General features: G+C 73.1%; 21 protein-coding genes. 16 read left to right on the top strand and 5 right to left on the bottom strand.

Annotated elements, in window-relative coordinates; all coding sequences use genetic code 11:
* Positions 1–54 precede the first annotated feature (54 nt).
* Positions 55–651, bottom strand: coding sequence for a TetR/AcrR family transcriptional regulator (locus CO540_RS22735; protein ID WP_099163577.1), 597 nt, complete (start codon positions 649–651; stop codon positions 55–57).
* A 118-nt stretch (positions 652–769) separates the two neighbouring features.
* Between CO540_RS22735 and CO540_RS22740 the strand changes: the two genes are divergently transcribed.
* Positions 770–1627 (top strand): SDR family oxidoreductase, encoded by an 858-nt coding sequence (locus CO540_RS22740; protein ID WP_099163578.1) that lies wholly within the window; start codon positions 770–772, stop codon positions 1625–1627.
* Positions 1628–1647: 20 nt separating this feature from the next.
* Here CO540_RS22740 and CO540_RS22745 read toward each other — a convergent pair whose 3' ends face one another.
* Complete coding sequence (locus CO540_RS22745) at positions 1648–4029, bottom strand: M28 family peptidase (RefSeq protein ID WP_099163579.1); 2382 nt, start codon at positions 4027–4029, stop codon at positions 1648–1650.
* A gap of 297 nt (positions 4030–4326) precedes the next feature.
* Between CO540_RS22745 and CO540_RS22750 the strand changes: the two genes are divergently transcribed.
* The 7 genes from CO540_RS22750 (at position 4327) to CO540_RS22780 (ending at position 13109) form a co-directional block, all read left to right on the top strand.
* Positions 4327–5538, top strand: a complete 1212-nt coding sequence (locus tag CO540_RS22750; RefSeq protein ID WP_091576921.1) for a PP2C family protein-serine/threonine phosphatase — start codon at positions 4327–4329, stop codon at positions 5536–5538.
* A 28-nt stretch (positions 5539–5566) separates the two neighbouring features.
* Positions 5567–7336 carry an ATP-binding protein gene (locus tag CO540_RS22755; RefSeq protein WP_099163580.1) on the top strand — a complete coding sequence of 590 codons (1770 nt, stop codon included), beginning with the start codon at positions 5567–5569 and terminating at the stop codon, positions 7334–7336.
* A complete protein-coding gene (locus CO540_RS22760) occupies positions 7333–7785 on the top strand; it encodes a response regulator (protein WP_091569521.1) in 453 nt (150 codons plus the stop codon). The genes CO540_RS22755 and CO540_RS22760 overlap by 4 nt, the downstream gene beginning before the upstream one ends.
* Positions 7778–8587 (top strand): inositol monophosphatase family protein, encoded by an 810-nt coding sequence (locus tag CO540_RS22765; protein ID WP_099163581.1) that lies wholly within the window; start codon positions 7778–7780, stop codon positions 8585–8587. Before CO540_RS22760 ends, CO540_RS22765 begins: the two co-directional genes overlap by 8 nt.
* A gap of 191 nt (positions 8588–8778) precedes the next feature.
* A complete protein-coding gene (locus tag CO540_RS22770; RefSeq protein ID WP_099163582.1) occupies positions 8779–9819 on the top strand; it encodes a hypothetical protein in 1041 nt (346 codons plus the stop codon).
* A 36-nt stretch (positions 9820–9855) separates the two neighbouring features.
* Complete coding sequence (locus tag CO540_RS22775; protein WP_099163583.1) at positions 9856–11409, top strand: fused MFS/spermidine synthase; 1554 nt, start codon at positions 9856–9858, stop codon at positions 11407–11409.
* A gap of 71 nt (positions 11410–11480) precedes the next feature.
* Positions 11481–13109 carry a serine/threonine-protein kinase gene (locus tag CO540_RS22780; protein WP_099163584.1) on the top strand — a complete coding sequence of 543 codons (1629 nt, stop codon included), beginning with the start codon at positions 11481–11483 and terminating at the stop codon, positions 13107–13109.
* Positions 13110–13189: 80 nt separating this feature from the next.
* On the opposite strand, the gene CO540_RS22785 is transcribed toward CO540_RS22780, so the two are convergent.
* Positions 13190–13858 (bottom strand): TrkA family potassium uptake protein, encoded by a 669-nt coding sequence (locus CO540_RS22785; RefSeq protein ID WP_099163585.1) that lies wholly within the window; start codon positions 13856–13858, stop codon positions 13190–13192.
* On the bottom strand, positions 13848–15182 hold the full coding sequence (locus CO540_RS22790; protein ID WP_099164901.1) for a TrkH family potassium uptake protein: 1335 nt from the start codon (positions 15180–15182) through the stop codon (positions 13848–13850). The genes CO540_RS22785 and CO540_RS22790 overlap by 11 nt, the downstream gene beginning before the upstream one ends.
* Positions 15183–15288: 106 nt before the next feature.
* Between CO540_RS22790 and CO540_RS22795 the strand changes: the two genes are divergently transcribed.
* A complete protein-coding gene (locus tag CO540_RS22795; RefSeq protein ID WP_099163586.1) occupies positions 15289–16407 on the top strand; it encodes a glycerophosphodiester phosphodiesterase in 1119 nt (372 codons plus the stop codon).
* Positions 16408–16969: 562 nt separating this feature from the next.
* Here the strand turns inward: CO540_RS22795 and CO540_RS22800 are convergent.
* Positions 16970–17200: a GntR family transcriptional regulator gene (locus CO540_RS22800; RefSeq protein WP_099163587.1), complete on the bottom strand. Its 231-nt coding sequence runs from the start codon at positions 17198–17200 to the stop codon at positions 16970–16972.
* 278 nt (positions 17201–17478) lie between these two features.
* On the opposite strand from CO540_RS22800, the gene CO540_RS22805 reads away from it, so the two are divergent.
* From CO540_RS22805 to CO540_RS22835, 7 genes are all read left to right on the top strand, one after another.
* Positions 17479–17784, top strand: coding sequence for a DivIVA domain-containing protein (locus tag CO540_RS22805; RefSeq protein WP_099163588.1), 306 nt, complete (start codon positions 17479–17481; stop codon positions 17782–17784).
* Entirely contained in the window at positions 17781–18026 is a 246-nt protein-coding gene (locus CO540_RS22810) for a hypothetical protein (RefSeq protein ID WP_099163589.1), read from the top strand. Before CO540_RS22805 ends, CO540_RS22810 begins: the two co-directional genes overlap by 4 nt.
* Positions 18027–18254: 228 nt before the next feature.
* Positions 18255–19457 carry a substrate-binding domain-containing protein gene (locus CO540_RS22815; RefSeq protein ID WP_091569564.1) on the top strand — a complete coding sequence of 401 codons (1203 nt, stop codon included), beginning with the start codon at positions 18255–18257 and terminating at the stop codon, positions 19455–19457.
* A 3-nt stretch (positions 19458–19460) separates the two neighbouring features.
* Positions 19461–20204 (top strand): ABC transporter ATP-binding protein, encoded by a 744-nt coding sequence (locus CO540_RS22820; RefSeq protein ID WP_091569568.1) that lies wholly within the window; start codon positions 19461–19463, stop codon positions 20202–20204.
* Complete coding sequence (locus tag CO540_RS22825) at positions 20201–20929, top strand: ABC transporter ATP-binding protein (protein ID WP_099163590.1); 729 nt, start codon at positions 20201–20203, stop codon at positions 20927–20929. Before CO540_RS22820 ends, CO540_RS22825 begins: the two co-directional genes overlap by 4 nt.
* Positions 20926–21816, top strand: a complete 891-nt coding sequence (locus CO540_RS22830; protein WP_099163591.1) for a branched-chain amino acid ABC transporter permease — start codon at positions 20926–20928, stop codon at positions 21814–21816. Before CO540_RS22825 ends, CO540_RS22830 begins: the two co-directional genes overlap by 4 nt.
* Complete coding sequence (locus CO540_RS22835) at positions 21813–22931, top strand: branched-chain amino acid ABC transporter permease (RefSeq protein ID WP_099163592.1); 1119 nt, start codon at positions 21813–21815, stop codon at positions 22929–22931. Before CO540_RS22830 ends, CO540_RS22835 begins: the two co-directional genes overlap by 4 nt.
* Positions 22932–23036 lie beyond the last annotated feature (105 nt).

Here is a 23036-nt window from a genome sequence, read left to right on the forward strand (position 1 = left end):
TCACCCGGGGGTAGAAGCCGACCGGCCGTTCCTCGACATCCCGGCGGAAAAAGTTCAGCGGCGGGGCCGTAGCCCGTCGAGCGCGGTGGCGACGAGGCGGTCGGTGTAGTCGGTCGTGAGTGGTCCGCCGCGGTGGAGCCAGCGCTGGAACAACGGACCCCAGATCAGGTCCACCGCGACGTCGAGGTCGAGGTCGTCGGCGATCTGCCCGGCCAGTTGGGCGCTGCGCAGGCGCTGCCGCTTGGCCTCCCGCAGCGGCCCGTCCAGTCGTTGCGCGTACGTCGCCGCCAGATCGGGGTCGTGGGCGATCTCGGTGGCGAGCGCGCGCATCGGTTGCTCGTACCGGGGATCGGTCAGCTCGACGACGGTGGCGCGGAGCACCTCGGTCAGGTCGGCGGTCAGGTCGCCGGTGTCCGGCAGCCGGATCGGCTCGCCCTCCGCGCCTTCGCTGAGCATGAGGAAGGCGTCGAGGACGACCGCACCCTTGGACGGCCACCAGCGGTAGATGGTCTGTTTGCCGACGCCGGCGCGGGCGGCGATGCCCTCGATGCTGAGCTTCGCGTACTCGACCTCCTGGAGCAGGTCGAAGGCGGCGGTGAGGATGGCGCGGCGGGAGGTCTCCCGCCGGCGGGCCGTGTTCGGCGGCGTCATGGGCGGAATCCTATCAGTGAGACGAACCGTCTCGTCTTGACGGAGGGGTGGGGTCGGGCTAGCCTCGGGCCAGTAACGAGACGGACCGTCTCGTCTCATTGATCGAGGGAGCCCTCGCATGCCGACCCCGTCCGACGCCACCCCCCGCACCTGGTTCATCACCGGCGCCAGCCGCGGCCTGGGCCGTGCCTTCGTCGACGCCGCGCTCGACCGGGGCGACCGGGTGGTCGCCGCCGCCCGGACCGTCACCCCGGACGCCGTCCACGCGCGGCACGGCGACCGGCTGCTGACCCTGCCCCTCGACGTCACCGACCGGGCGGCCGTCTTCGCCGCCGTGGCCACCGCGGTCGAGCGGTTCGGACGGCTCGACGTCGTCGTCAACAACGCCGGCACCCTGTCCATGGGCATGATCGAGGAGTACACCGAGGCCGAGGCGCGGGCCCAGTTCGAGGTCAACGTCTTCGGCGCGTTGTGGGTCAGTCAGGCCGTGCTGCCCCACCTGCGCGCCCAACGGTCCGGTCACATCGTGCAGGTCTCCAGCATCGCCGCCCTCGCCGGCTTCCCGAGCACCGGCATGTACAGCGCGAGCAAGTTCGCGCTGGAAGGCATGAGCGAGGCCCTGGCGATGGAGGCTGCGGCCTTCGACGTCAAGGTCAGCATCGTGCAGCCCGGCGGCTACTGGACCGACCTCTACACCAGCATGACGACCACCACCCCGGTGGAGGCGTACGCCCCGCTGCGCGCCGAGCTGGAGCGACAGTGGGCGGCCGGCTCCGTCGACAGCGAACCCCGGCTGGCCGCCGAGGCGCTGCGGCAACTGGTCGACAGCGACGACCCGCCGCTGCGGCTGCTGCTCGGCAGCATGGTCTACGACCTGGCGTTCGACATCTCCCGCCGGCGGATGGACACCTGGGCGGGCTGGGAGCGGGTCAGCCGGGCGGCGGAGCAGGCGGTGGCGGCCCCCGCCGGCACCTGACGCCGACGGGGGCCGCGCCGCTAGAGCGGGTAGGTGCGTGCCACCGCCAGCATCTCCGAGCTGTGCGAGCCGACCACGCCCACGCCCGCCGGCCGGGCCCGGAACCCGGGCAGCGCGGACAACCCGTCGCTGGCGTCCATCGCGCGCAGGTTCACCGGACCGCCGCCGGTGGTCGCCAGCGTCAGCGTCACCTCGACGCCCTCCGGCGGCGGGGCGTGGAAGACGATCCCGAAGCCCCACCGGCCCTCGCGCGCCTTGACCGGCACCTCCCGCCCGGCCACCGACGCGGCCCGCACGGTCGCGGTGGTGGTGTCCACGTGCAGCGTCAGCAGCCGCACCGGCCGCTGCGGCGTGACCCGCACCCGCAGTGTCCGCTGGTCGCCGGCGCGGGTGTCGGCGAGCGTCTCCAGCTTCGGCGCGGGCAGGGACGCCGCCTGCGCCGGCCCGGCCCGCAACTCGCCGTCGCCCAGGCCGGGGAAGTCGTCGGCGACCGAGACGCTCCGGTCGACGTACCCGTCGGTCCAGGGCTGCGGCGCCTCCTCGTGACTTAGCCAGGCCGCCTTGCCGGTGCCGGCGTCCAGCGCGTACATCAGGTGGGTCGGCACGGGGTGGTCGGCGTCGAAGCGGTCCACGGAGAAGCCGACCCCGGCGAGCACCACCGCGGCCAGCGCGGCGGCCGTGGCGGGCAGCGCACCGAGCCGGCGGGCCCGCAGCGCGAGCAGGCCCCGCTGGCCGCCCGCCTGCGGGTGCAGCAGGTCCACCACGGGCAGCGCGGCCAGGCCGAGCAGCACCGCGACGAGCGCGGCCACCGCGCCCATGCCCATGCCGAGCGCCGGGAAGAGCAGCACCACGGTGGGCAGCAGGATGACCACGGCCACCGCGGCGGCCAGGGTCACCGCGACCACCGGCCACGGGCCGTCGCGCCGGGTGGCCAGCGCGGTGAGAGCGGCGACCGCGCCGGCCAGCGCCGGCACTGTCGTCAGGTACGCCCCGCCGGGCACCAGCACGGCGAGCAGCACCCCGAACAGGGCCAGCCAGGTCAGCCCGCCGAACGCCAGGGCGGCCGGGCCGACCCGGCGGCGGCTCAGCGCGTACCAGCAGAGCAGCACCGCGGTGGCGAGCGCCACCACGGCGAGCCGGTACCAGACCGGACGGTACGGGTCGAGCAGCTCCGCGTATCCGGGGCGGACCGTGGTGATGGCGGTCCAGAGCAGCCAGGCGCCCAGCGGGGCCACCACGAGCGGCACCAGGGTCAAAGCGACGCCGGCGGCGAGCGTGCCGGCGGTGGCCCGCCCGCGGCGGCGCAGCAGCCAGCCGAGCGCGCCGACCGCGAGCAGCGCGACCACGGCCAGCGGCAGGGTCAGCCAGCCGGGATAGCGGACCAGGCCGCCGGGCACCGGGAAGTAGGTGTCGTCGTGGCCGGCGCGCAGGTCGCCCAGGTCGGTGCGGCCGAACTCGCGGGCCAGGCCGAGCGCGTTGTCGCCGTGCATCTGGAGGCTGCCCCGGTCCATCCGGGCCGGCACGTCCAGCGGCGTGTGGTAGATCGCCCCGCCGTCGATGTAGGCGGAGTTCAGCCCGATGAACTTCTGGTCGAGGAAGGCGGTGAAGTCGGTGTCGTTGGGCAGCGCCCGGTAGATCTCCACCGCGAACGAGGTGCCCACCGGGTGCGGGGCGGCCCGACCGAAGACGTCCACCAGCTTCGCGTTGTTCCGTGAGGTCTCGAACATGATCACCGGGCCGGTGGAGCCGCGCGCCTCCAGGTTGAGCACCACCCCGCCGTCGGCGGCCAGCGGGTGGTCGGCGGCGAAGCCGGCGGCCCCGCACAGGCACGCCTCCTCCGCGTCGGTGAGCACGAAGACCACGTCGTTGCGGGGGCGCGGGCCGGTGGCCAGCGCCCGGGCCACCTCCAGGATGGTGGCGGTGCCGGCGGCGTCGTCGTTGCCGCCGGGCCCGGTCTGCACCGAGTCGTAGTGGGAGACGAGGAAGACCCTGCCGGTCGGGTCGGTGCCGGGGAGCCGGGCCACCACGTTGCGGACCCGGGCCAGCGTCGCCCCGCCGGCCGCGCCGCTGAGCTGCCCGGCCTCGGGCGCGACCGCGTCCTGCACCTGCGTATCCAGGCCCAGCCCGCGCAGCGTGCCCACCAGGTGCTCGCGTACCCGGTCGTTGGCCTCGCTGCCGGCCACGTGCGGCCGGGCGGCGATCACCTCCACGTTCCGGTACGCCCGGGCGGCGCTGAACTCGTCGGCCGGCGCGCTCGCCGGGCGCGGCGCCGGGGTGGACAGGTCGAGCAGGACGCCCGCCCCGACGGCGAGCAGCGCGACCAGCGCGGCGACGGCGGCGGGCAACCGGCGGCGCGGCTTGGCCAACGCCCGGTCGGCGGGGCGGGTGGGGGGTGCGCCCACGGGGACTCCTCGGGGTGGATCTACGGGGGTGGGCATCATCCTGCACCCCCGGGCCTCGCGGCGGCACCACCCGGTCGGTGCCTTGCCGCCCTGGCACCGCTCCCGGCGTAACATCGGGGGTCGGCCGTGCCGCTGTCCGGGTGGAAGGGGTTCACCGCCGACCCGTGCCGACGGCGGTCGTGTGGTGTGCGACCGTTTGTCTTAGCCTGGATCGCCCACGGCGCCCGGAAGGAGCCCGACATCACCAGCGAACTCCCGCGCCTCGCGGCGGTGACCCGGCCGCACGGGGGGAGCAGCGTGCCGGGCTCCGTCGTCGTGCCCCGGGCCGGCGCGGGGCTGCACGGCGGCCTCCCGCCGGGCGAGCGGCTGCGGGTGCTGCTGGTCGAGGACGACGAGGGCGACGCCTTCCTGGTCGGCGAGCTGCTCGCCGAGACCAACTCGATGATCGACCTGCTGGTGGCGACCAGCCTCAGCGAGGCCCGGCAGCGGGTGATGGGCGTGGACTGCGTCCTGCTCGACCTGGGCCTGCCGGACGCGCAGGGCCTGGACGGGCTGCGCCGGGTGCTGGAGATGGCCAGCGGCGCCGCGGTCTGCGTGCTGACCGGCCGCTCCGACGAGCACCTGGGCATCGTGGCGGTCGCCGAGGGCGCGCAGGACTACCTGGTCAAGGGTCAGGTGGACGGCGTCCTGCTGACCCGGGCGCTGCGCTACGCGGTGGAGCGCAAGCGGGCCGACGAGAACGCCCGCCGGCTGCGCGAGGTGGAGCTGCGTCAGGCCGAGTCGGCCCGCCTGGAGCGCGGCCTGCTGCCGCAGCCGCTGATGACCACCGACGAGGTCGCGGTGCACACGTTCTACCGGCCCGGCCGGCACGCCGCGCTGATCGGCGGCGACTTCTACGACGTGGTGCAGACCCGGCCGGACCGGATCGACCTGATCGTCGGCGACGTCTGCGGCCACGGGGTGGACGAGGCCGCGCTCGGCGTCGAGCTGCGCGTCGCCTGGCGGGCCCTGGTGCTGGCCGGGGTGCCCGACGACGAGGTGCTGCCCGCGCTGGAGCAGGTGCTGATGAGCGAGCGCCGGCTCCAGGAGATCTTCGCGACGGTGGCGACCGCCCGGCTCGACCTGGCGTCCGCGCGGGCCACCGTCCGGCTCGCCGGCCACCCGCCGCCGCTGCTGCTCAGCGGCGGTAAGGTCGCCCCGGTGCCGGCCAAGGGCGGCCTGCTGCTCGGCGTCCGACCCCGTCGCCCCGTCGCGTTCGACCTGGAGTTCGACACCGACGACTGGTCGCTGCTGATGTACACCGACGGCCTGATCGAGGGCCGGGTCGACGGTGGCGACGAGCGGCTCGACGTGCCGGGCCTGACCGACCTGCTCGCCGACCCGGCCAACCGGGCGGTGCCGCTGGCCGAGCTGCCCGCCTGGCTGGTCGGTCGCGCCGAGCAGATCAACGGCGGCCCGCTGGCCGACGACGTGGCGATGCTGCTGGTCACCCGGGGTGGCGGCCGGTGAGCGCGAGGGACGAGCGAAAGTGGGATCGGTGAAGGCGTACCAGCAGGGGTGGACCCTGCGGCGGCGGGTGGCCGCGCTCCTCGGCGTGGTGCTGGTGCTGCTGCTCGGGCTGGCCGCCGCGGAGGCGGCGGTCGCCGCGAAGAACCGGCAGAACATCGACGCGGTGCTGCTCAAGACCGGCCCGCTGCGGGTCCAGGCGCAGGAGCTGATGAGCGTCCTGCTGGACCAGGAGACCGCGGTGCGCGGCTACGCGGTGAACGGCGACCGCAACGACCTGGTGCCCTACCGGGAGGGCGTGCAGCGCGAGCAGACCCTGATCGCCTCCATCCGTGACCTCTCCGCCGACTACCCGGACGTGCGCCGGGAGCTGGGCGTGGTCGAGCAGCGGACCGCGCAGTGGCGCAGCCAGGTCGCCGAGCCGGTGATCGCGACCACCGAGCGCAGCGGCCCGGCCGCCGGGCAGGCGCTGATCACCGACCAGACCCGGCAGCAGTTCGACGGCATCCGGGGCGCGGTCACGACGCTCCAGGACGAGGTCCTCACCGTCCGGAAGGAGACCGCCGACCGGGTCAACGCCACCAGCAACGTGCTGGTGGTGCTGCTGATCATCGCGGCCCTGGTGGTGGCGGTGGCCGGGGCGGTCATGCTGCTCTCGCTCGACCGGATCCTGATCCGCCCGCTGGCCGGGCTGGTCGGCCAGGTGCGGGAGGTGGCCGAGGGCGACTACCAGCACCACATCGAGGGGTCCGGCCCGCCCGAGTTCCGCCGGCTCGCCGACGACATCGACCTGATGCGACAGAAGATCGCCCAGGAGCTGGACGAGGTACGCCAGGCGCGGGAGCGGATCGAGTGGGTCAACAGCCAGCTCCAGAAGCAGGCCGAGGAACTGACCCGCTCCAACCGTGACCTGGAGCAGTTCGCGTACGTGGCCTCGCACGACCTCCAGGAGCCGCTGCGCAAGGTGGCCAGCTTCTGCCAGCTCCTCCAGCGGCGCTACGCCGGGCAGCTCGACGAGCGGGCGGACCAGTACATCGCGTTCGCGGTGGACGGCGCGCAGCGGATGCAACGGCTCATCAACGACCTGCTCGCGTTCTCCCGGATCGGCCGGTTGACCACCGGCTTCACCGAGGTCGACCTGAACAAGGTGATGGGCGACGTGGCCGGGCAGACCGAGGCGGCCCGGCAGTACGCCGACGCCGAGCTGACCTGGGACGAGATGCCGACGATCCGCGGCGAGGAGCCGCTGCTGACCAACCTGCTGGTCAACCTGGTCAGCAACTCGGTGAAGTTCCGCCGCCCCGACGTGACGCCGAAGGTGCACGTGTCGGCCCGGCTGGTGGACGGCGAGTGGGAGATCAGCTGCCGGGACAACGGCATCGGAATCGAGCCGGAGTTCGCCGACAAGATCTTCGTGATCTTCCAGCGGCTGCACTCCAAGGACGCCTACCCGGGCACCGGCATCGGGCTCGCCATCGTCAAGAAGATCGTGGAATACCACGGCGGTCGGGTCTGGGTGGACACCGACGCCGAGGAGGGCACGACGATCCGGTTCACGCTGCCCGCCCTGGAGGCCGACATCGAGGCGGCCCGGGCGGCCGACGAGGCCGCGGCCGCCGAGCAAGCGGAGGCGACCGAGCCGGTGGAGGGGTCGACCGGGGACGGGGCGTCGACCGGGGAGGGCGTCGAGGACGCCGCCCCCGAGGTCGCCACTCAGCCGGACGGCCCGGTACGCGAGGAGTCGCCCGCACGGGCGGACGGACACGGTACAAACGGTGGCATGAAGGAGACGGTGGGATGACCGCGCCTGCGGACGGCAAGAGCCCGATCGAGGTCCTGCTCGTCGAGGACGACCCGGGCGACGTGCTGATGACCCAGGAGGCGTTCGAGGAGCACAAGCTCCGCAACCGCCTCACCGTCGTCTCCGACGGCGCGGAGGCGCTGGCCTACCTGCGTCGCGAGGGCCAGTACGCGGACGCGGTCACCCCCGACCTGATCCTGCTCGACCTCAACCTGCCCCGCCGGGACGGCCGGGAGGTGCTGGAAGAGATCAAGAAGGACGAGGAACTGCGCCGGATCCCGGTCGTGGTGCTCACCACCTCGCAGGCCGACGAGGACATCCTGCGCAGCTACCAACTGCACGCCAACGCCTACGTGACCAAGCCGGTGGACTTCGAGCGCTTCATCTCGGTGGTCCGCCAGATCGACGAGTTCTTCGTCAGCGTGGTCAAGTTGCCGCCGCGTGGCTGACCCGCTGCTGGACGACGTCGCCGCGCTGCTGCGGGAGGCCGCGGCCGACGTCGTGGTGCCGCTGTTCCGCCGGCTCGACGCGTCCGACATCTCCGAGAAGGCGCCCGGCGAGGTGGTGACCGTCGCCGACCGCGAGGCCGAGAAGCTGATCTCCGAGGGGCTGCGGCGGCTGCGCCCCGGCTCGGTCGTGGTCGGCGAGGAGGCCGTCGCCGACGATCCCGACCTGCTGCGGCACCTGCACGGCACCGGCGACGTCTGGCTGGTCGACCCGGTCGACGGCACGTCCAACTTCGCCGCCGGCCGGCAGCCGTTCGCGCTGATGGTGGCGCTGCTCACCGACGGCGTACCGGTGGCCTCCTGGGTCTACGACCCGCTGGACGGCACGATGGCGGCCGGCCGGCTCGGCGCGGGCACGACGCTGGACGGCACGCCGGTGCGGGCCGCCGGGTCGGCGCCGGAGGCGGGCGCGCTGCGCGGCACCGCGATGACGAAGTTCCTGCCGGCGGACTTCCGCCGCGACGTCGAGGCCGGCGGTCGGCGGCTCGGCGAGCTGCTGCCCGGCCAGCACTGCGCCGGCCGGGAATACCTGGACATCCTCACCGGCGCCCAGCAGTTCGTGCTGTTCTGGCGCACCCTGCCCTGGGACCACACCCCCGGCACGCTGCTCGTCCGGGAGGCCGGCGGGGTGGCCCGCCGCTTCGACGGCACCGACTACCACCCGGCCGACGAGGGCCGGGGCCTGCTGGTCGCCGCCAGCGAGGAGATCTGGGACGAGGTGTACGCGGCGCTGCTGGCCCGCTGATCGGCGCTGGGCGACGACCGCGACACGCTGCGTCGACGTTACGCGCTCCGCGCCCTCGCCGGCCTGGCGTGGGGCGCACGGTCCGGTATCGTGACCGGCGGTCTCCGCCAGCAGGCCGCCGCCCGGCGCCGGCGGAGACGCCGCCGCGCACGGTCGACTCGGGGGGCCGGCGGTCGACGGAAGGACCAACAGTGCCCAGGACCAGCCTCACCGGCCGGCGTGTCCGCCGGTCGTTGCTCGCGCTGCTCGCCGCGACGGCCGTGCTGCTCGGCGCCGGTTTCGCCGTGGCCGGCCCGGCCGCCGCCGCGCCGAGTCCGAACGCCCCCGACGAGGGCGACAGCAAGCAGCTGCGGGCGGCGCTGGAGGCCGCGGCGAAGGGCCACATCGACGCCAAGAACCGGCTGGACAACTCCAAGCGCCGGCAGGCCGCGCTGGCCACCCAGCTCAAGGACATCGAGGCGCGCCTCGTCGGGCTGACCGCGCAGGCCGGTGAGGTGGCCGTGCAGTCCTACCGGCTGGGTCGGCTCAACGAGGCGTCGATGCTGCTGGCCAGCTCCGGGCCGGACGACTTCCTGAAGCGGGCGGCCGAGCTGGACACGATGGCCCAGCGGGACAGCAAGCGCCTGGGTGACCTGGCCCGGGCCAAGGCCGAGGCGGCCGAGTCGAAGCTGGCCATCGACACCGAGGTGCGGGAGCAGCAGAAGCAGCTCGCCGTGCTGGCCCGCAAGAAGAAGGACGCCGAGGTCGCGCTGGCCAAGGTCAGCTCCGGGGCCGGCTCCGGCTTCAGCGGCGGGTCCTCGTCGGCCAAGCCGGCGCCGCGCAACTCGGACGGCTCGTGGCCGTCGGAGTCGTGCTCGGTGGACGACCCGACCCCCGCGTCCGGCTGCATCACGCCGCGCACGCTGCACATGCTCCAGCAGGCCAAGGCCGCCGGCTACAAGCGCTACGCGTCGTGTCACCGCAGCGGCGGGGGCGGCGAGCATCCCAAGGGCCGGGCCTGCGACTTCGCCGCCGCCACCGACGGGTTCGAGGACCGCACGGCCACCGGCGGCGACAAGGCGTACGGCGACAGCCTCGCCGCCTGGGCCAAGAACAACGCGAACCGGCTCGGCATCATGTACGTGATCTGGTACCGCCAGATCTGGATGCCGAACACCGGTTGGCGGGCGTACAGCGGCGGCGGCAGCCCGGCCGCCGACCACACAAACCATGTTCACATCTCGATGTACTGACCCGGTGGCCCAGGAACGCTGCGTACCATCGCGACGGTGAGCAGCACATCGTCCGACGTCATCACCGAGCCGACCGCCGGCACGACGGCCCCGCCGCGGGCCCTGCCGAACGGGCTCGCCGCGTTCCTGGTCTTCCTCTCCAGCGGTGCGGTGCTGGTGCTGGAGACCGTCTCGCTGCGCCTGGTCGGCCCGTACGTCGGGGTGACGCTCCAGGTGACAAGCTCGGTCATCGGCATGGCGCTGGCCGCCATCGCGTACGGGGCGTGGATGGGCGGGTGGCTCGCCGACCGGCGGGACCCGCGCACCCTGATCGCCCCGGCGCTGGTGCTGGCCGGCATCGCCACCGCGGTCACCCTGCCGATCGTCCGCTACGCCGGTGAGGTGCTGCGCGGCGGCGCGGCGAGCGCGGTGCTCCTGCTGACCGCGGTGACCGTGCTGCTGCCCGCGGCGCTGCTGGCCGGGATCACCCCGCTGGTGGTGAAGCTCCAGCTCGCCGACCTGCGCCGGACCGGCCAGGTCGTCGGCAAGCTCTCCAGCATCGGCACGCTGGGCGGCATCACGGCCACGCTGGGCACCGGCTTCATCCTGGTCGCCGCGCTGCCCAGTTCGGTGATCGTGCTGGCGCTGGCCGCGGTGCTCGGGGCGACCGGGCTGGCGCTCGGCTTCTGGCTGCGGCGACGCTCCGGCGGCGGCCCGTCGGCCCCGGGCCGGGCCAAGGCCGCGCTCGCGCTGCTCGGACTCTCCGCCGCCGGGCTCACCGCCGCCGCGCCGAACCCGTGCGACGTGGAGACCGCCTACCACTGCGCGCGGGTCGAGGTGGACCCGCAGTGGCCGGCGGGGCGCACGCTCTACCTCAACTCGGCCGAGCACTCCTACGTCGACCTGGGCGAGCCGACCCACCTGAAGTACGCGTACACGCAGTGGATCGGCCTGGTCGCGGACCTGGCCCGACCGGCGCGGCAGCCGGTGGACGCGCTGCACCTGGGCGGCGGCGGCTTCACCGTGCCGCACTATCTGGCCGCGACCCGGCCGGGCACCGACAACCTGGTCTTCGAGCTGGACGGCGGCCTGGTCGACCTGGACAAGCGGGAGCTGGGCCTGCGTACCGGTCCGCAGCTGCGCGCCCGGGTGGGTGACGCGCGGGTGCTGCTCGGGGGCGAGCCGACCGACAGCCGCGACCTCATCGTCGGGGACGCATTCGGCCACCTGGTGGTGCCCTGGCACCTGGCCACCCGCGAGATGGCCGCCGACGTCCGGCGGGTGCTGCGCCCGGACGGCGTCTACGTGCAGAACGTCATCGACTATCCGCCGGACCGGTTCATCCGGGCCGAGCTGGCCACCGTCTCGGCGGTGTTCGAGCACGTCGCGCTGATCGCCCCGCCCGGTGCGGTCGCCGGTCGGCAGGGCGCGAACTTCCTGATCATCGCCTCGGACGTGCCGCTGCCGCTGGCCGGGATCCCGGCCGGGCTCAAGCTGCTGCCGGAGCCGGCCGAGCTGCTCGACGAGGCCCGCACCGCCGAGTGGGTCGGGGACGCGCAGGTCCTCACCGACGACTACGCGCCGGTGGACCAACTCCTGGCGACCGCCTGAACGGGTGACTTTCCTGACCGATTCCGACCGCTGAGGTGTACGAGGGTCGACTTCGGGCAACAGGACCGACCATGGGTGGACCGGTCAGGAACGGCGTGCAACTGCTCGGCGAGCGATACCGGCTGGTCGAGCAGTTGGGCGCCGGCGGCATGTCGGTGGTCTGGCGCGGCTACGACGAGGTGCTCGGCCGGCAGGTGGCGGTCAAGGTGCTCGCCTCCCGGCTGGCCAGTGACAAGGCGTTCCGGCACCGGATCCGCGTCGAGGCGCAGGCCGCCGCGCGGCTCTGCCACCCCAACATCACCAACGTGTACGACTACGGCGAGTCGATCCAGGTCGGGTTGACGGTTCCGTACGTGGTGATGGAGCTGGTCGACGGCGGCCCGCTCAGCGGCCGGCTCGGCCGGGACGGGCAGCTTCCCTGGCGGGAGGCCATGACGATCGGCGCGGAGGTGGCCTCGGCGCTGGCCACCGCGCACGCCCGGGGCGTGGTGCACCGGGACGTGACCCCGGGCAACGTCATGCTCACCCCGACCGGCGTGAAGGTCGTCGACTTCGGCATCTCGGCGCTGGTGGGGGAGAGCGACAAGGGGCCGGACGGCGCGCTGCTCGGCACGCCCGCCTACCTGGCCCCGGAGCGGCTGGACAACGGGCACGTCTCGCCGGCCACCGACGTGTACGCGGTGGGGCTGCTGCTCTACCGGATGCTCACCGGCCGGCTGCCGTGGCAGGCCAGCACCACCACCGAGATGCTCCGCGCCCACATGTACCGGGATCCGGACCCGATGCCGCCGGTGCCGGGGCTGCCCGCCCAGGTCGCCGAGCTGGTCCAGCGCTGCCTGGCCAAGCGCCCCGAGGACCGTCCGCCGACCACCGAGGTGGCCCGGACCCTCGCCGAGGCGGCCGGCATCGCGGCGGTCGTACCGGTGTCGCCGGCGTTCGGCCGGGTCGACCCGGCGCTGATGGAGAACGCCGGCACCACGATCCTGCCCTGGTCGGCGGAGACCGACGCGCTGCCGTTCTCGGTGGTCCGCACCCGGACCCGGCGGGCCGCGGTGCGGCGGCGCCGGGTGGAGGCCGGGGTGGCCGCCGCCGGCCTGATCGCGGTCACCGCCACCATGTGGGGGGTGACGTCGCGAAGCCCGGCCAGCGGCGGCGTGGAGCCGACCGAGGCGCGGATGGGGCTGCCCGAGCCGACCCCGTGCGCGGTCGACTACTCGCTCCGCCGCGACACCGGCAAGGACTTCTCGGCCGAGCTGACGGTGACCAACACCGGCACCCGCGAGCTGCGTGACTGGACCATGAGCTTCAGCTTCCCCGGCAAGCAGGCGATCACCACGGCCCAACCTCCGGTACGCCAGGTGGGGCGGACCGTGTCGGTCACCGCCCCGGCGACGACTCCGGTGCTGGCGCCGGGCGCGTCGACCAAGGTCACGCTGGCCGGGCGCTACAGCGGGAGCAACACGCTGCCGGTGGAGTTCACGATCGGCGGACGCACGTGCGGGGTGCAGGTGTCGGGCATCGCCGGCTCGGTGCCGATCACCGTCGCGCCGACCACCAAGCCGCCGGCCAAGCCGGCCACCAAGACCACCGCCAAGACGACCGCCAAGGGCGGGACGGCGAAGGCGAAGCCCGCGCCGAAGCCGAAGGCCGAGCCGGCGAAGCCGAAGGGCAAGGGTGGCCCGAAGGGAAAAGGGAAGTAGACCGGCCGAAGGGGGGTGAGCACGGCAAGGACAAGGACAAGGCCAAGGGCAAGGGTTCGAAGGGCCCGAAGGGGTGACGGTCAGGCCAGCGCGGCGAAGCGCTGCACCTGGGCGATGCTGCCCTCCACGATGAGCACGCTCTCCCGCTCCAGCACGGTCTCCGGCTCGGCGTAGCGGAACGGCTGGCCGGGCTGCTTGGCGCCGACCACCATCACGCCGTACCGGTCCTGCGGGGCCAGGTCGCGCAGCGAGCGCCCGACCAGCGGCGGAGGCACCCGGATCTTGGCGATGGCGAAGTCGTCGCCGAACTCGATGAAGTCGAGCATCCGGCTGACGATCAGGTGCGCCACCCGCTCGCCGGTCTCCGCCTCCGGGAACACCACGTGGTGCGCGCCGACCGAGTGCAGGATCTTCGCGTGCTTCTCCGAGGTGGCCCGGGCCCAGATCTGCGGGACGCCCAGCTCGGTCAGGGCCAGCACGGTGAGCACGCTCGCCTCGACCGACGCGCCGATGGCGACCACCACCCGGGGGAAGTCGGCCATGCCGAGCTGGCGCAGCACCGCCTCCTCGGTGGCGTCGGCCTGCACCACCCGGTCCAGCTCGCCGGACCAGCGCTGGACCCGCTCCGGGTCGCGGTCGACGGCCAGCACCTCGTGGTCGAGCCGGGCCAGTGAGCCGGCCAGGTGACAGCCGAACCGGCCGAGGCCGATCACGGCGACGCCGGTGTCCTCGGAACGTCTAGCCGACAATGGGTTGCTCCTCCGGGTAGCGGTACAGGCGTCGCCGGGTGTTCAACGCGATCGCGGACCCGAGGGTGAGCGGGCCGACCCGGCCGATGTACATGAGCGCGATCAGCACGTACTGCCCGGACGGCGGCAACTGCTGGGTCAGGCCGACGGTGAGCCCGGTGGTGCTGAACGCCGAGGTGACCTCGAACAGCGCGGCGTAGAAGCGTACGTGCGCGGTCAGCGCGATCAGGCCGACCGTGCCGGCGGTGACCAGCGCGACGCTGAGCAGGGCGACCGTCAGCGCCTGCCGCTGGCTGGCCGAGGCCACCCGGCGGTGCCCCACCGTGGTGTCCGGTTCGCCGCGCAGCTCCGCCCAGATGGCGAAGCCGAGCAGGAAGAACGTGGAGACCTTGATGCCGCCGGCGGTGCTGGCGCTGCCGCCGCCGATGAACATCAGGCCGACGAACATCGGGTAGCTCTCCTCGGTGAGCCGAGCCACGTTGATCAGGTCGAAGCCGCCGGTGCGGCTCAGCGCGATCTGGCCGAAGGTCGACAGCACCTTGCCCGGCACGTCGTAGGTGCCGATCGTGTACGGGTTGCCCCACTCGGCGAGCAGCAGGTAGCCGAAGCCGACGGCGATGAGCACCAGGCTGCCCCAGACGGTCAGCTTGGTGGCGACCGCCCAGCGCGCCGGACGCCGCCACTCCCGGGTGGCCTCGAAGAGCGCCGGGAAGCCGAGCCCGCCGATGATCGCGCCGACGCAGAGCGGCAACGTCACCCAGGGGTCGCGGGCGAAGGCGACGAGGCCGTCGGAGTAGAGCGTGAAGCCGCCGTTGTTGAACGCCTGGATCGAGTGGAACACGCCGGACCAGATGGCCCGCCCGAGCGCGTAGTCGTAGACCAGCCACAGCCGCGCGCCGACCACGGCGGCCATCAGCGCCTCGGTGACGAAGACCGTGGCCGCGATCCGCAGCAGCAGCCGGCGTAGGTCACCGAGGCCGAACTCGGCGGTCTCGGCCTGGACGAGCAGCCGGTTGCGCAGGCCGAGCTGGCGGGAGACCGCGAGGATCACCAACGACGCGCCGGTCAGGATGCCGAGGCCGCCGAGCTGCGTGAGCACGGTGATCATCGCCAGCCCGAAGCCGTTCCAGTAGTTCGGCGTGTCGGTGACCGCCATGCCGGTCACCGACACCGCCGAGGTGGAGGTGAACAGCGCGGTCTCGAACGAGGTGTAGCGCTGCTCGCTCGTGGCCCAGGGCAGCATGAGCAGCCCCGTGCCGATCAGGATCACCACCAGGAACCCGAGCGGCACCAGCCGGACGGGCTTGCGGAGCAGGCGGCGCACCACGTCATCTTCCGTCCGGAGATTCACCGGCAGGTCAGGAACCGACCAACTGGCGGTCAACCGGGACCGGTCTGCTGTGCGTACCCATCGACGACAGGAGACGGCGTTGCGACGTACCCTTTCCGCCCTCGGCGTGGCCGGCGCGCTGCTCGCGGCGGCGGCCGTGGTGGTGCCGGCCGTGGCCGCCCAGGCCGGCCCGGACCACCACGCCGAGCGCCCCCGCGCGACCCAGCGGCCGATCGTGATCGGTCACCGGGGTGCCAGCGGCTACCGCCCGGAGCACACCCTGGAGGCCTACCGGCTCGCCATCCGCCAGGGCGCCGACTTCATCGAGCCGGACCTGGTCTCGACGAAGGACGGCGTGCTGGTCGCCCGGCACGAGAACGAGATCTCCGGTACGACGGACGTGGCGGCCCACCCCGAGTTCGCCGCCCGCAAGGCGACGAAGACCATCGACGGGGTAGCGGTCACCGGCTGGTTCACCGAGGACCTCACGCTGGCCGAGCTGAAGACGCTGCGGACGAAGGAACGGCTGCCGTTGGTGCGGGTGGCCAACACCGCGTTCGACGGCAGGTTCGAGATCCCCACCTTCCAGGAGGTCATCGACCTGGCCCGGGCCGAGTCCAAGGCGCGGGGCCGGACCATCGGCGTCTACCCGGAGACGAAGCACCCCACCTACTTCGCCTCGATCGGGCGCTCGTTGGAGGAGCCGCTGGTCGCGGTGCTCCGGAAGAACCGGCTGACCCACCGCGACGACCCGGTCTTCATCCAGAGCTTCGAGACCGCCAACCTGCGCAAGCTCGACACGATGACCGACGTGCGGCTGGTCCAGCTGATGGACGCGGCCGGCGCCCCCTACGACTTCACCGCCGCCGGCGACCGCCGGACCTACGCCGACCTGGCCACCGCCGCCGGCCTGGCCTGGGTGTCCCGGTACGCCGACGGCGTCGGCCTGAACAAGAACCTGATCGTGCCCCGGGACGCCACCGGCCGGCTGCTCGCGCCGACCTCGGTGATCCGGGACGCGCACCGGCTCAAGCTGGTGGTGCACGCGTGGACCTTCCGGGCCGAGAACCAGTTCCTGCCGGTGGACCTCCGGATCGGCGCCGACCCGAACGCGCGCGGCGACATCACGTCCGAGTACGAACTCTTCTTCGACCTGGGCCTCGACGGCGCGTTCGCCGACCAGCCCGACACGGCGGTCGCCGCCCGCGCCGGCCGCTGACGCCCGCTCACCCGTCGGGGTGCCCGCGTTCGCGCGGGCGCCCCGACATGCCCCCGCCTGTCGCGTTCGCTCGTCCGCCTGTCGCGTTCGCTCGTCCGCCTGTCGCGTTCGCTCGTCCGCCTGCCGCGTTCGCTCGCCCGCCTGCCGCCCCCGCCTGCCGCGTTCGCTCGCCCGCCTGCCGCGTCCGCCCTCCCGCCAGCTGCGTTCGCCCGCCCGCCTGCCGCAATCGCCCGCCTCGCGCCGCTGCCCGCTGCCCGGGGGAGGCGGCTGCGCTTGCCAGCGCCTTTAGAGCTGATAGCAGATTCGACTCACCCCCCCCGCCGGCCGCCAGGCACCCAGCGTTAAGAGGGGGCCCTTCCTCTACCGCAGGCGTTAATAAGGGGCCCTTCCTTACACCGAGGCACGCCCCGCCTCGGGCGGGGTGATGAGTCGGATCTGTTATCAGCTCGAAAGGCGGTGGCGGGAGGGCGGTGCCCCTCTCGACGACTACAAACTTGATGACGTGGGTGGATCGGCTGGGCGCGAGTCGGTCACGTCATCAAGTTGCTAGTCGGCCTGAGGGCTACTGTCCCGGTGGTTCGGCGACGTAGGTGCCACGGCCGGGCTGGCCGGTGATCAGCTCACGGTCGTGCAGCAGGGACATCGCGCGATAGGCCGTGTTGATGTGGACGCCGTAGGTCTCGGCCAGTTCGCGGGTCGAGGGGAGCTTGTCGCCGGGCTTCAACTCACCGCTCCTGATTCTCGCGGCGATGTCGTTGGCGATCAGGCGGAAGGGCGCTTCGGCTGTGGGCATGGTGAGGACTCCGGTTGGTTCGGCGATTCCGATCCTGCCCTACCTGCACAAGTAACTGCAACAGGTTGCGAAGACGTCGACAGTGGAGGCTCGCGCAACACCAGTTACTGGTGTAGGTTGACGGTGTCCGGCTCCGGTTGGTTCGGCAAACCGCGGGGTCGGACCCGGATTGGGCTCCGGGGCCGTACCGCCGAACGAGGCTGCGGTCGCGGGGCCGGCGACCCGCCCGCGTCCCCTGTCTGCGGACGGGTCGCCTCCACGGCTGGCGAGGAGGATTCGTGCGCAACGTGCTCCACCTGTTCCAACCGGCCCGGCGACCTCGTGGGGGCCGGGCGCCGAACGAGGGCTGGTACCGCTCCGAGTCATGCCGACCGCTGAGCGTCGGGCAGATCCGCGAGCGGCGGTTCCGCACCGTGCGGCGTGGCGGACTCGACCCGGCGGAGGTGCACGCGTTCCTGCACCGGGTCGCCGGAGACCTGGCGCTGGCCCGGCACGACGCGGCCCGGTGCGCCGAGGAGAACAGCCGGATCAAGCGGGCGCTCCGCGCCTGGCAGTCCCGGTTCGCCCCGGGGGCGTACCGGTGAGCCGGGAGCGGTTCGTCGTACACCTGCCGGTGCTCGCGGCCGACCTCGACGGCGCCCGTGGCTTCGCCAGGGCCATCTGCCGCGCGCTCGGCTTCCTGGCCGACGTCGAGCGGGCCGGGACGACCGTGTCGCGGGAGGACGAGCAGTCCCTCCGCCACTGGGTCTGGTGTGACCGGGTGCTGGACGGCGGCCGGCGCTGCCCACAGGCGGCCGAGCACGACGGCGACTGCGGCGGGCGGTGAGCGGTGAGCGGGCGGTCCGGCGATGGCCCGGGCCGACATTGCTGCCGCACCTCGCGTGGTGGGGCGGGCCATCCCGAGTCGGCGGGGTTACGTGGTGGTGTCCGACGTTGTAACGTGCGGCCATCCCGTCCCGGGCACTTGTGTGCGCCGACCACATAGCCCGTGGGTGACGTCACTTCTAGCGTGAGCCGACAACTGACAATCCTCCTGTCCTCACCTGGAGTCGCAATGACGATCCGGCACACGCGACGGGTGTTCCTTACCGCCGCCACCTCGGTGGCGGTCGCTCTGGCCGCCACGGCCTGTGGCAGCCCGCAGGACACCGCATCCGGCGGCGGCGACGCCGCCCCGGTCAAGGTCGGTCTGGTCTACTCCCAGTCCGGGCCGCTGGCCAGCTACGGCAAGCAGTACATCGAGGGGTTCAAGGCCGGCCTCGACTTCGCCACCAAGGGCACCGGCAAGGTCGGTGACCGCAAGATCGAGGTGACCGAGGCCGACGACGCGGGCGACCCGGCCAAGGCCGTGTCCGCCACCAAGGACATGATCGGCAAGGGTACGAAGATCATCGCCGGGTCCACCTCCTCCGGCGTCGCGCTCCAGGTGGCCCCGATCGCGGCGCAGAACAAGGTCCTGTTCATCTCCGGCCCGGCCGCCACCGACGCGGTGACCGGCGCGAACAAGTACACGTTCCGATCCGGCCGGCAGTCGTGGCAGGACGTGACGACCGCCAAGTCGTTCATCGGCGACGCGGCCGGCAAGAAGGTCGTCGTCTTCGCCCAGGACGGCGCGTTCGGCGACGCGAACGAGGCCGCCGTCAAGGCCGTGATCGGCGGCGCCGGCGCGACCGTGAGCAGCGTCCGCGCACCGGCCAGCGCCACCGAGTTCACCCCGTTCGCCAGCCAGATCAAGGCCGCCAAGCCGGACCTGCTCTTCGTCGCCTGGGCCGGCACCACCGCCGGCGCGATGTGGCAGACGCTGGACCAGCAGGGCGTCCTCGCCTCCACCACGGTCGTCACCGGCCTGGACATCCGCGCCTCCTGGCCGACGTTCGGCGCGGCCGGCAGCAAGATCTCGTTCCTGTCGCACTACTTCGACGGGGCCAGCGACACCGAGGCGGCCAAGGCCGCCAAGGCGAAGGTCGCCGGCGGCACGCTCGACCTGTTCCACCCGGACGGGTTCGCCGCCGCGCAGATGGTCGTCCGCGCCGTGCAGGAGGGCGGCGACGACGTGGACAAGATGATCAAGGCGCTGGAGGGCTGGGAGTTCGAGGGCGTCAAGGGCACGATGAAGATCCGCGCCGAGGACCACGCGCTGCTCCAGCCGATGTACCAGGCCAAGCTCTCCGGCAGCGGCACCACCTTCACGGCCACCGCGCAGAAGACCCTGACCGGTGACGAGAGCGCGCCTCCGGTCGCGCAGATGAAGGGCTGACCCGTGCTCGCCACCCGCGGTCTGACCTGGCGGATCGGTGAGGTCGCCATCGTCGACTCCGTCTACCTCGATCTCCAGCCGGGAGAGTTCCTCGGCGTGATCGGGCCCAACGGCGCCGGCAAGACCTCCCTGTTCAACCTGATCACCGGCCTGCGCCGGCCCACCGAGGGGAAGGTCCTGCTGGACGGCGCGGACATCACCGCGCTGGCCCCGTACCAGCGGGCCCGGCTCGGGCTCGGGCGGACCTTCCAGGCGTCCTCGGTCTTCGGCTCGCTGACCGTCCGGGAGAACGTCCGGCTCGCCGTACAGGCGCACCGGGGTGGCTCGATGAAGCTGTGGCGGCGGGCGGCGGCCGACCGGGAGGTGGCCGCCGCCGCCGACGCGGCGCTCGACCGGGTCGGCCTGCACCACCGGGGCGCGGCCCTGGCCGGCACGCTCGCCCACGGCGAGAAACGCAAGCTGGAGATCGCCCTGCTGCTCGCCGGGGAACCCCGGGTGATGCTGCTGGACGAGCCGATGGCCGGGGTGAGCGCCGAGGACGTGCCCGAGCTGGTCAGCGTGATCAAGTCGCTGACCGGGGACAGCGGCCGGGCCGTGCTCATGGTGGAACACCACATGGACGTGATCCTGGAACTGGCCGACCGGATCGCCGTGATGCACCACGGCGCGCTGCTGGCCTGCGACACCCCGGACACGGTGATGGCGAACGCCACCGTGCAGGAGGCGTACCTGGGGGAGGCGCTATGAGTGAGCCGATCCTGTCGGTGGAGGACCTGTCCGTGCGGATCGCCGGGCTGCACATCCTCCAGGGCGTGTCGTTCGAGGTGGCCCCGACCGGCGTCACCGTGCTGCTCGGGCGCAACGGCGTCGGCAAGTCCACCACCCTGCGCGCGATCGTCGGGCTGACGCCGCGCAACGGCGAGGCCCGGGGCACGGTGCGGATGGGCGCGCAGAGCCTGCTCGCCCGCCCCACCCACCGGCTGGTCCGCGGCGGCCTCGGCTACGTGCCGGAGGACCGCTGCGTCTTCGCCGGGCTCACCGTCGCCGAGAACCTGCGGCTGGCCGAGCGGCGGGGCACCACCCCGGCGTACGACAAGGTCTTCGCGCTCTTCCCGGAGCTGGACCGGCGCGGACGGCAACGGGCCGGTTCGCTCTCCGGCGGGCAGCAGCAGATGCTCGCCATCGGCCGGGTGCTCCTCAACGACAACCGGCTGCTGCTGGTCGACGAGCCGACCAAGGGGTTGGCGCCGAAGGTGGTGACCGAGGTGGCCGAGGTGCTGGAACGGGTCGCGGAATCCGTGCCGGTGCTGCTGGTCGAGCAGAACCTGGCGGTGGTGCGGCGGCTGGCGTCCGACGCGGTGGTGCTCTCCGCCGGTCGGGTCGCCTGGACCGGCGACGCCCGCGAGCTGCTGCTGGAGACCGCGCTGACCAAGTCGCTGCTGGGCGTGGGGTCCGGGGAGGTGCACGCGTGAACACCGTCGTGCTGCTGACGCTGACCGGGCTGGGCCTGGCGGCGCTCTACTTCCTCGTCGCCTCCGGCCTGTCCCTGGTCTTCGGCCTCGCGGACGTGCTCAACTTCGCGCACGGGCTGTTCCTCGGCGTCGGCGCGTACGCGACCTGGTGGGCGGCGGGCAACCTGCCCGGCGCCGGGCCGGACGGCCTCGGCTTCGTGGTCGCGGTGCTCTTCGGCGTGCTGGCCGGATCGCTGGTCGCGGTGCTGGTCGAGCTGGTGCTGATCCGGCCGCTCTACTCCCGCACCATCGAACAGGTGCTGGTCACCGTCGGCCTGTCGCTGGCCGGGGTGGCGCTGCTCCAGGCCACCTGGGGCGCGGACCCGCGCCCGTTCCCGCGCCCCGACTGGAGCCGGGACGTGACAGCGGTGTTCGGCGCCCAGGTGCCGAACGCCGGACTGCTGCTGATCGTCGCCGCCGTGGTGGTGCTCGGCGCGTTGCTGGCGTTCCTGCGCTGGACCCGGTACGGCCTGATCATCCGGGCCGGCGTGGAGAACCGGGAGATGGTGACCGCGCTCGGCATCGACGTCCGCAAGGCGTTCACCCTGGTCTTCGCGATCGGCGGGGCCGCCGCCGCGCTGGCCGGCGCGCTCGGCGGCGTCTACTTCGGCACCGTCTCGCCCGGGCAGGGCGGCTCGCTGCTGATCTTCGCCTTCATCGTGGTGGTGATCGGCGGGATGGGTTCGGTGGTCGGGTCCGCGTACGCGGCGGTCGCGGTGGGGCTGCTGCAACAGTTCGTCAACTACTACGGCACGTCCGGGCTGGGCGACCTGTGCGTGGTCGGTCTGCTCGCCGTGGTGCTGCTGCTGCGTCCGCAGGGCCTGGCCGGAAAGGTGGCTCACGCATGACCGAGGTCAAGAGCGCGGAGGTGCCCGCGCCTCCGGCGACGGTGCCCGACGAGCTGACCCCCGGCCACTCGCGGTGGCACGGGCTGCGCCCGTACCTGCCGCTGGTCGCGCTGGTGGTGGCGGCGGTCCTGCCCTACTCGACGCTGAACCTGCCGGGGATCTTCGAGGGGCCGCTGAACTCGCCGGGCACGCTGCAACTGCTCGCCATCTGCCTGGTCTTCGGCGGCCTCGCGGCCGGCTACGACCTGCTGTTCGGGCGGACCGGGATGCTCTCCTTCGGGCACGCCCTCTACTTCGCCGCCGGTGTCTACGGCACCGACGTGCTGATCACCAAGGCCGGGCTGCCGCTGTGGCAGGCCGCGCTGCTGACCGTGGTCGGCGGCACCACGCTCGCCGCGCTGCTCGGCGCGGTGGCCCTGCGTACGGTGGGCATCGCCTTCGCCATGGTGACGCTCGCCTTCGCCCAGGTCGGGGCGATCCTGGTGGCCCGGGACTTCGGTGGCCTCACCGGCGGCGAGGAGGGGTTGCCGCTGGACGTGTCCGGGCTGCCGGCCGCGCTGGTCGGCGTCACCAACACGGTGAACCTCTACTGGCTGGCGCTGGCGTACCTGGCGATCGTGGTCCTGGTGGTGCACCGGGTCAGCGGCTCGCCGACCGGCCGGGTCCTGGCCGGGCTGCGCGACGACGAGCGGCGGATCGGGGTGCTCGGGCTCGACCCGTACCGGTTCAAGCTGGTGGCGTTCACGTTGGCCGGCGGCCTGGCGACGGCCGGTGGCGTGGTCTACGTGCTGATCGTCGGTGGCGCCAGCCCGCACATCACCTCGTCGGAGCTGACGCTGTCGCTGCTGGTCATGGTGGTGCTCGGCGGCCCCGGTACCCGGTGGGGGCCGGTGCTGGGCGGCATCCTCTACATGTACCTGGACCACCGGCTGACCGCGTTCGGCAGCAGCGACGCGGTGAACAGGCTGCCCGCGTTCCTCAGCCACCCGCTGAGCCAGCCCCTGTTCGTCCTCGGCACGGTGTTCATCCTGGCGGTGTACTTCTTCCCCGGCGGCCTGGCCAGCTTGAGATCCCGCCTGACCCCCCTCCTCACCGCCCTCCGCCCCCGCCGCTGACCCCACCCCCGCCCCGTTGATCAAGGAGTTCGCGTCCGGCCCACCGGCATAGGATGACGCGAACTCCTTGATCGACGAGGTCGGGGAGAGGCTCGGGGAGGGAAC

It is taken from the genome of Micromonospora sp. WMMA2032, from assembly GCF_002688545.1.
Lineage (GTDB): Bacteria > Actinomycetota > Actinomycetes > Mycobacteriales > Micromonosporaceae > Micromonospora > Micromonospora sediminicola.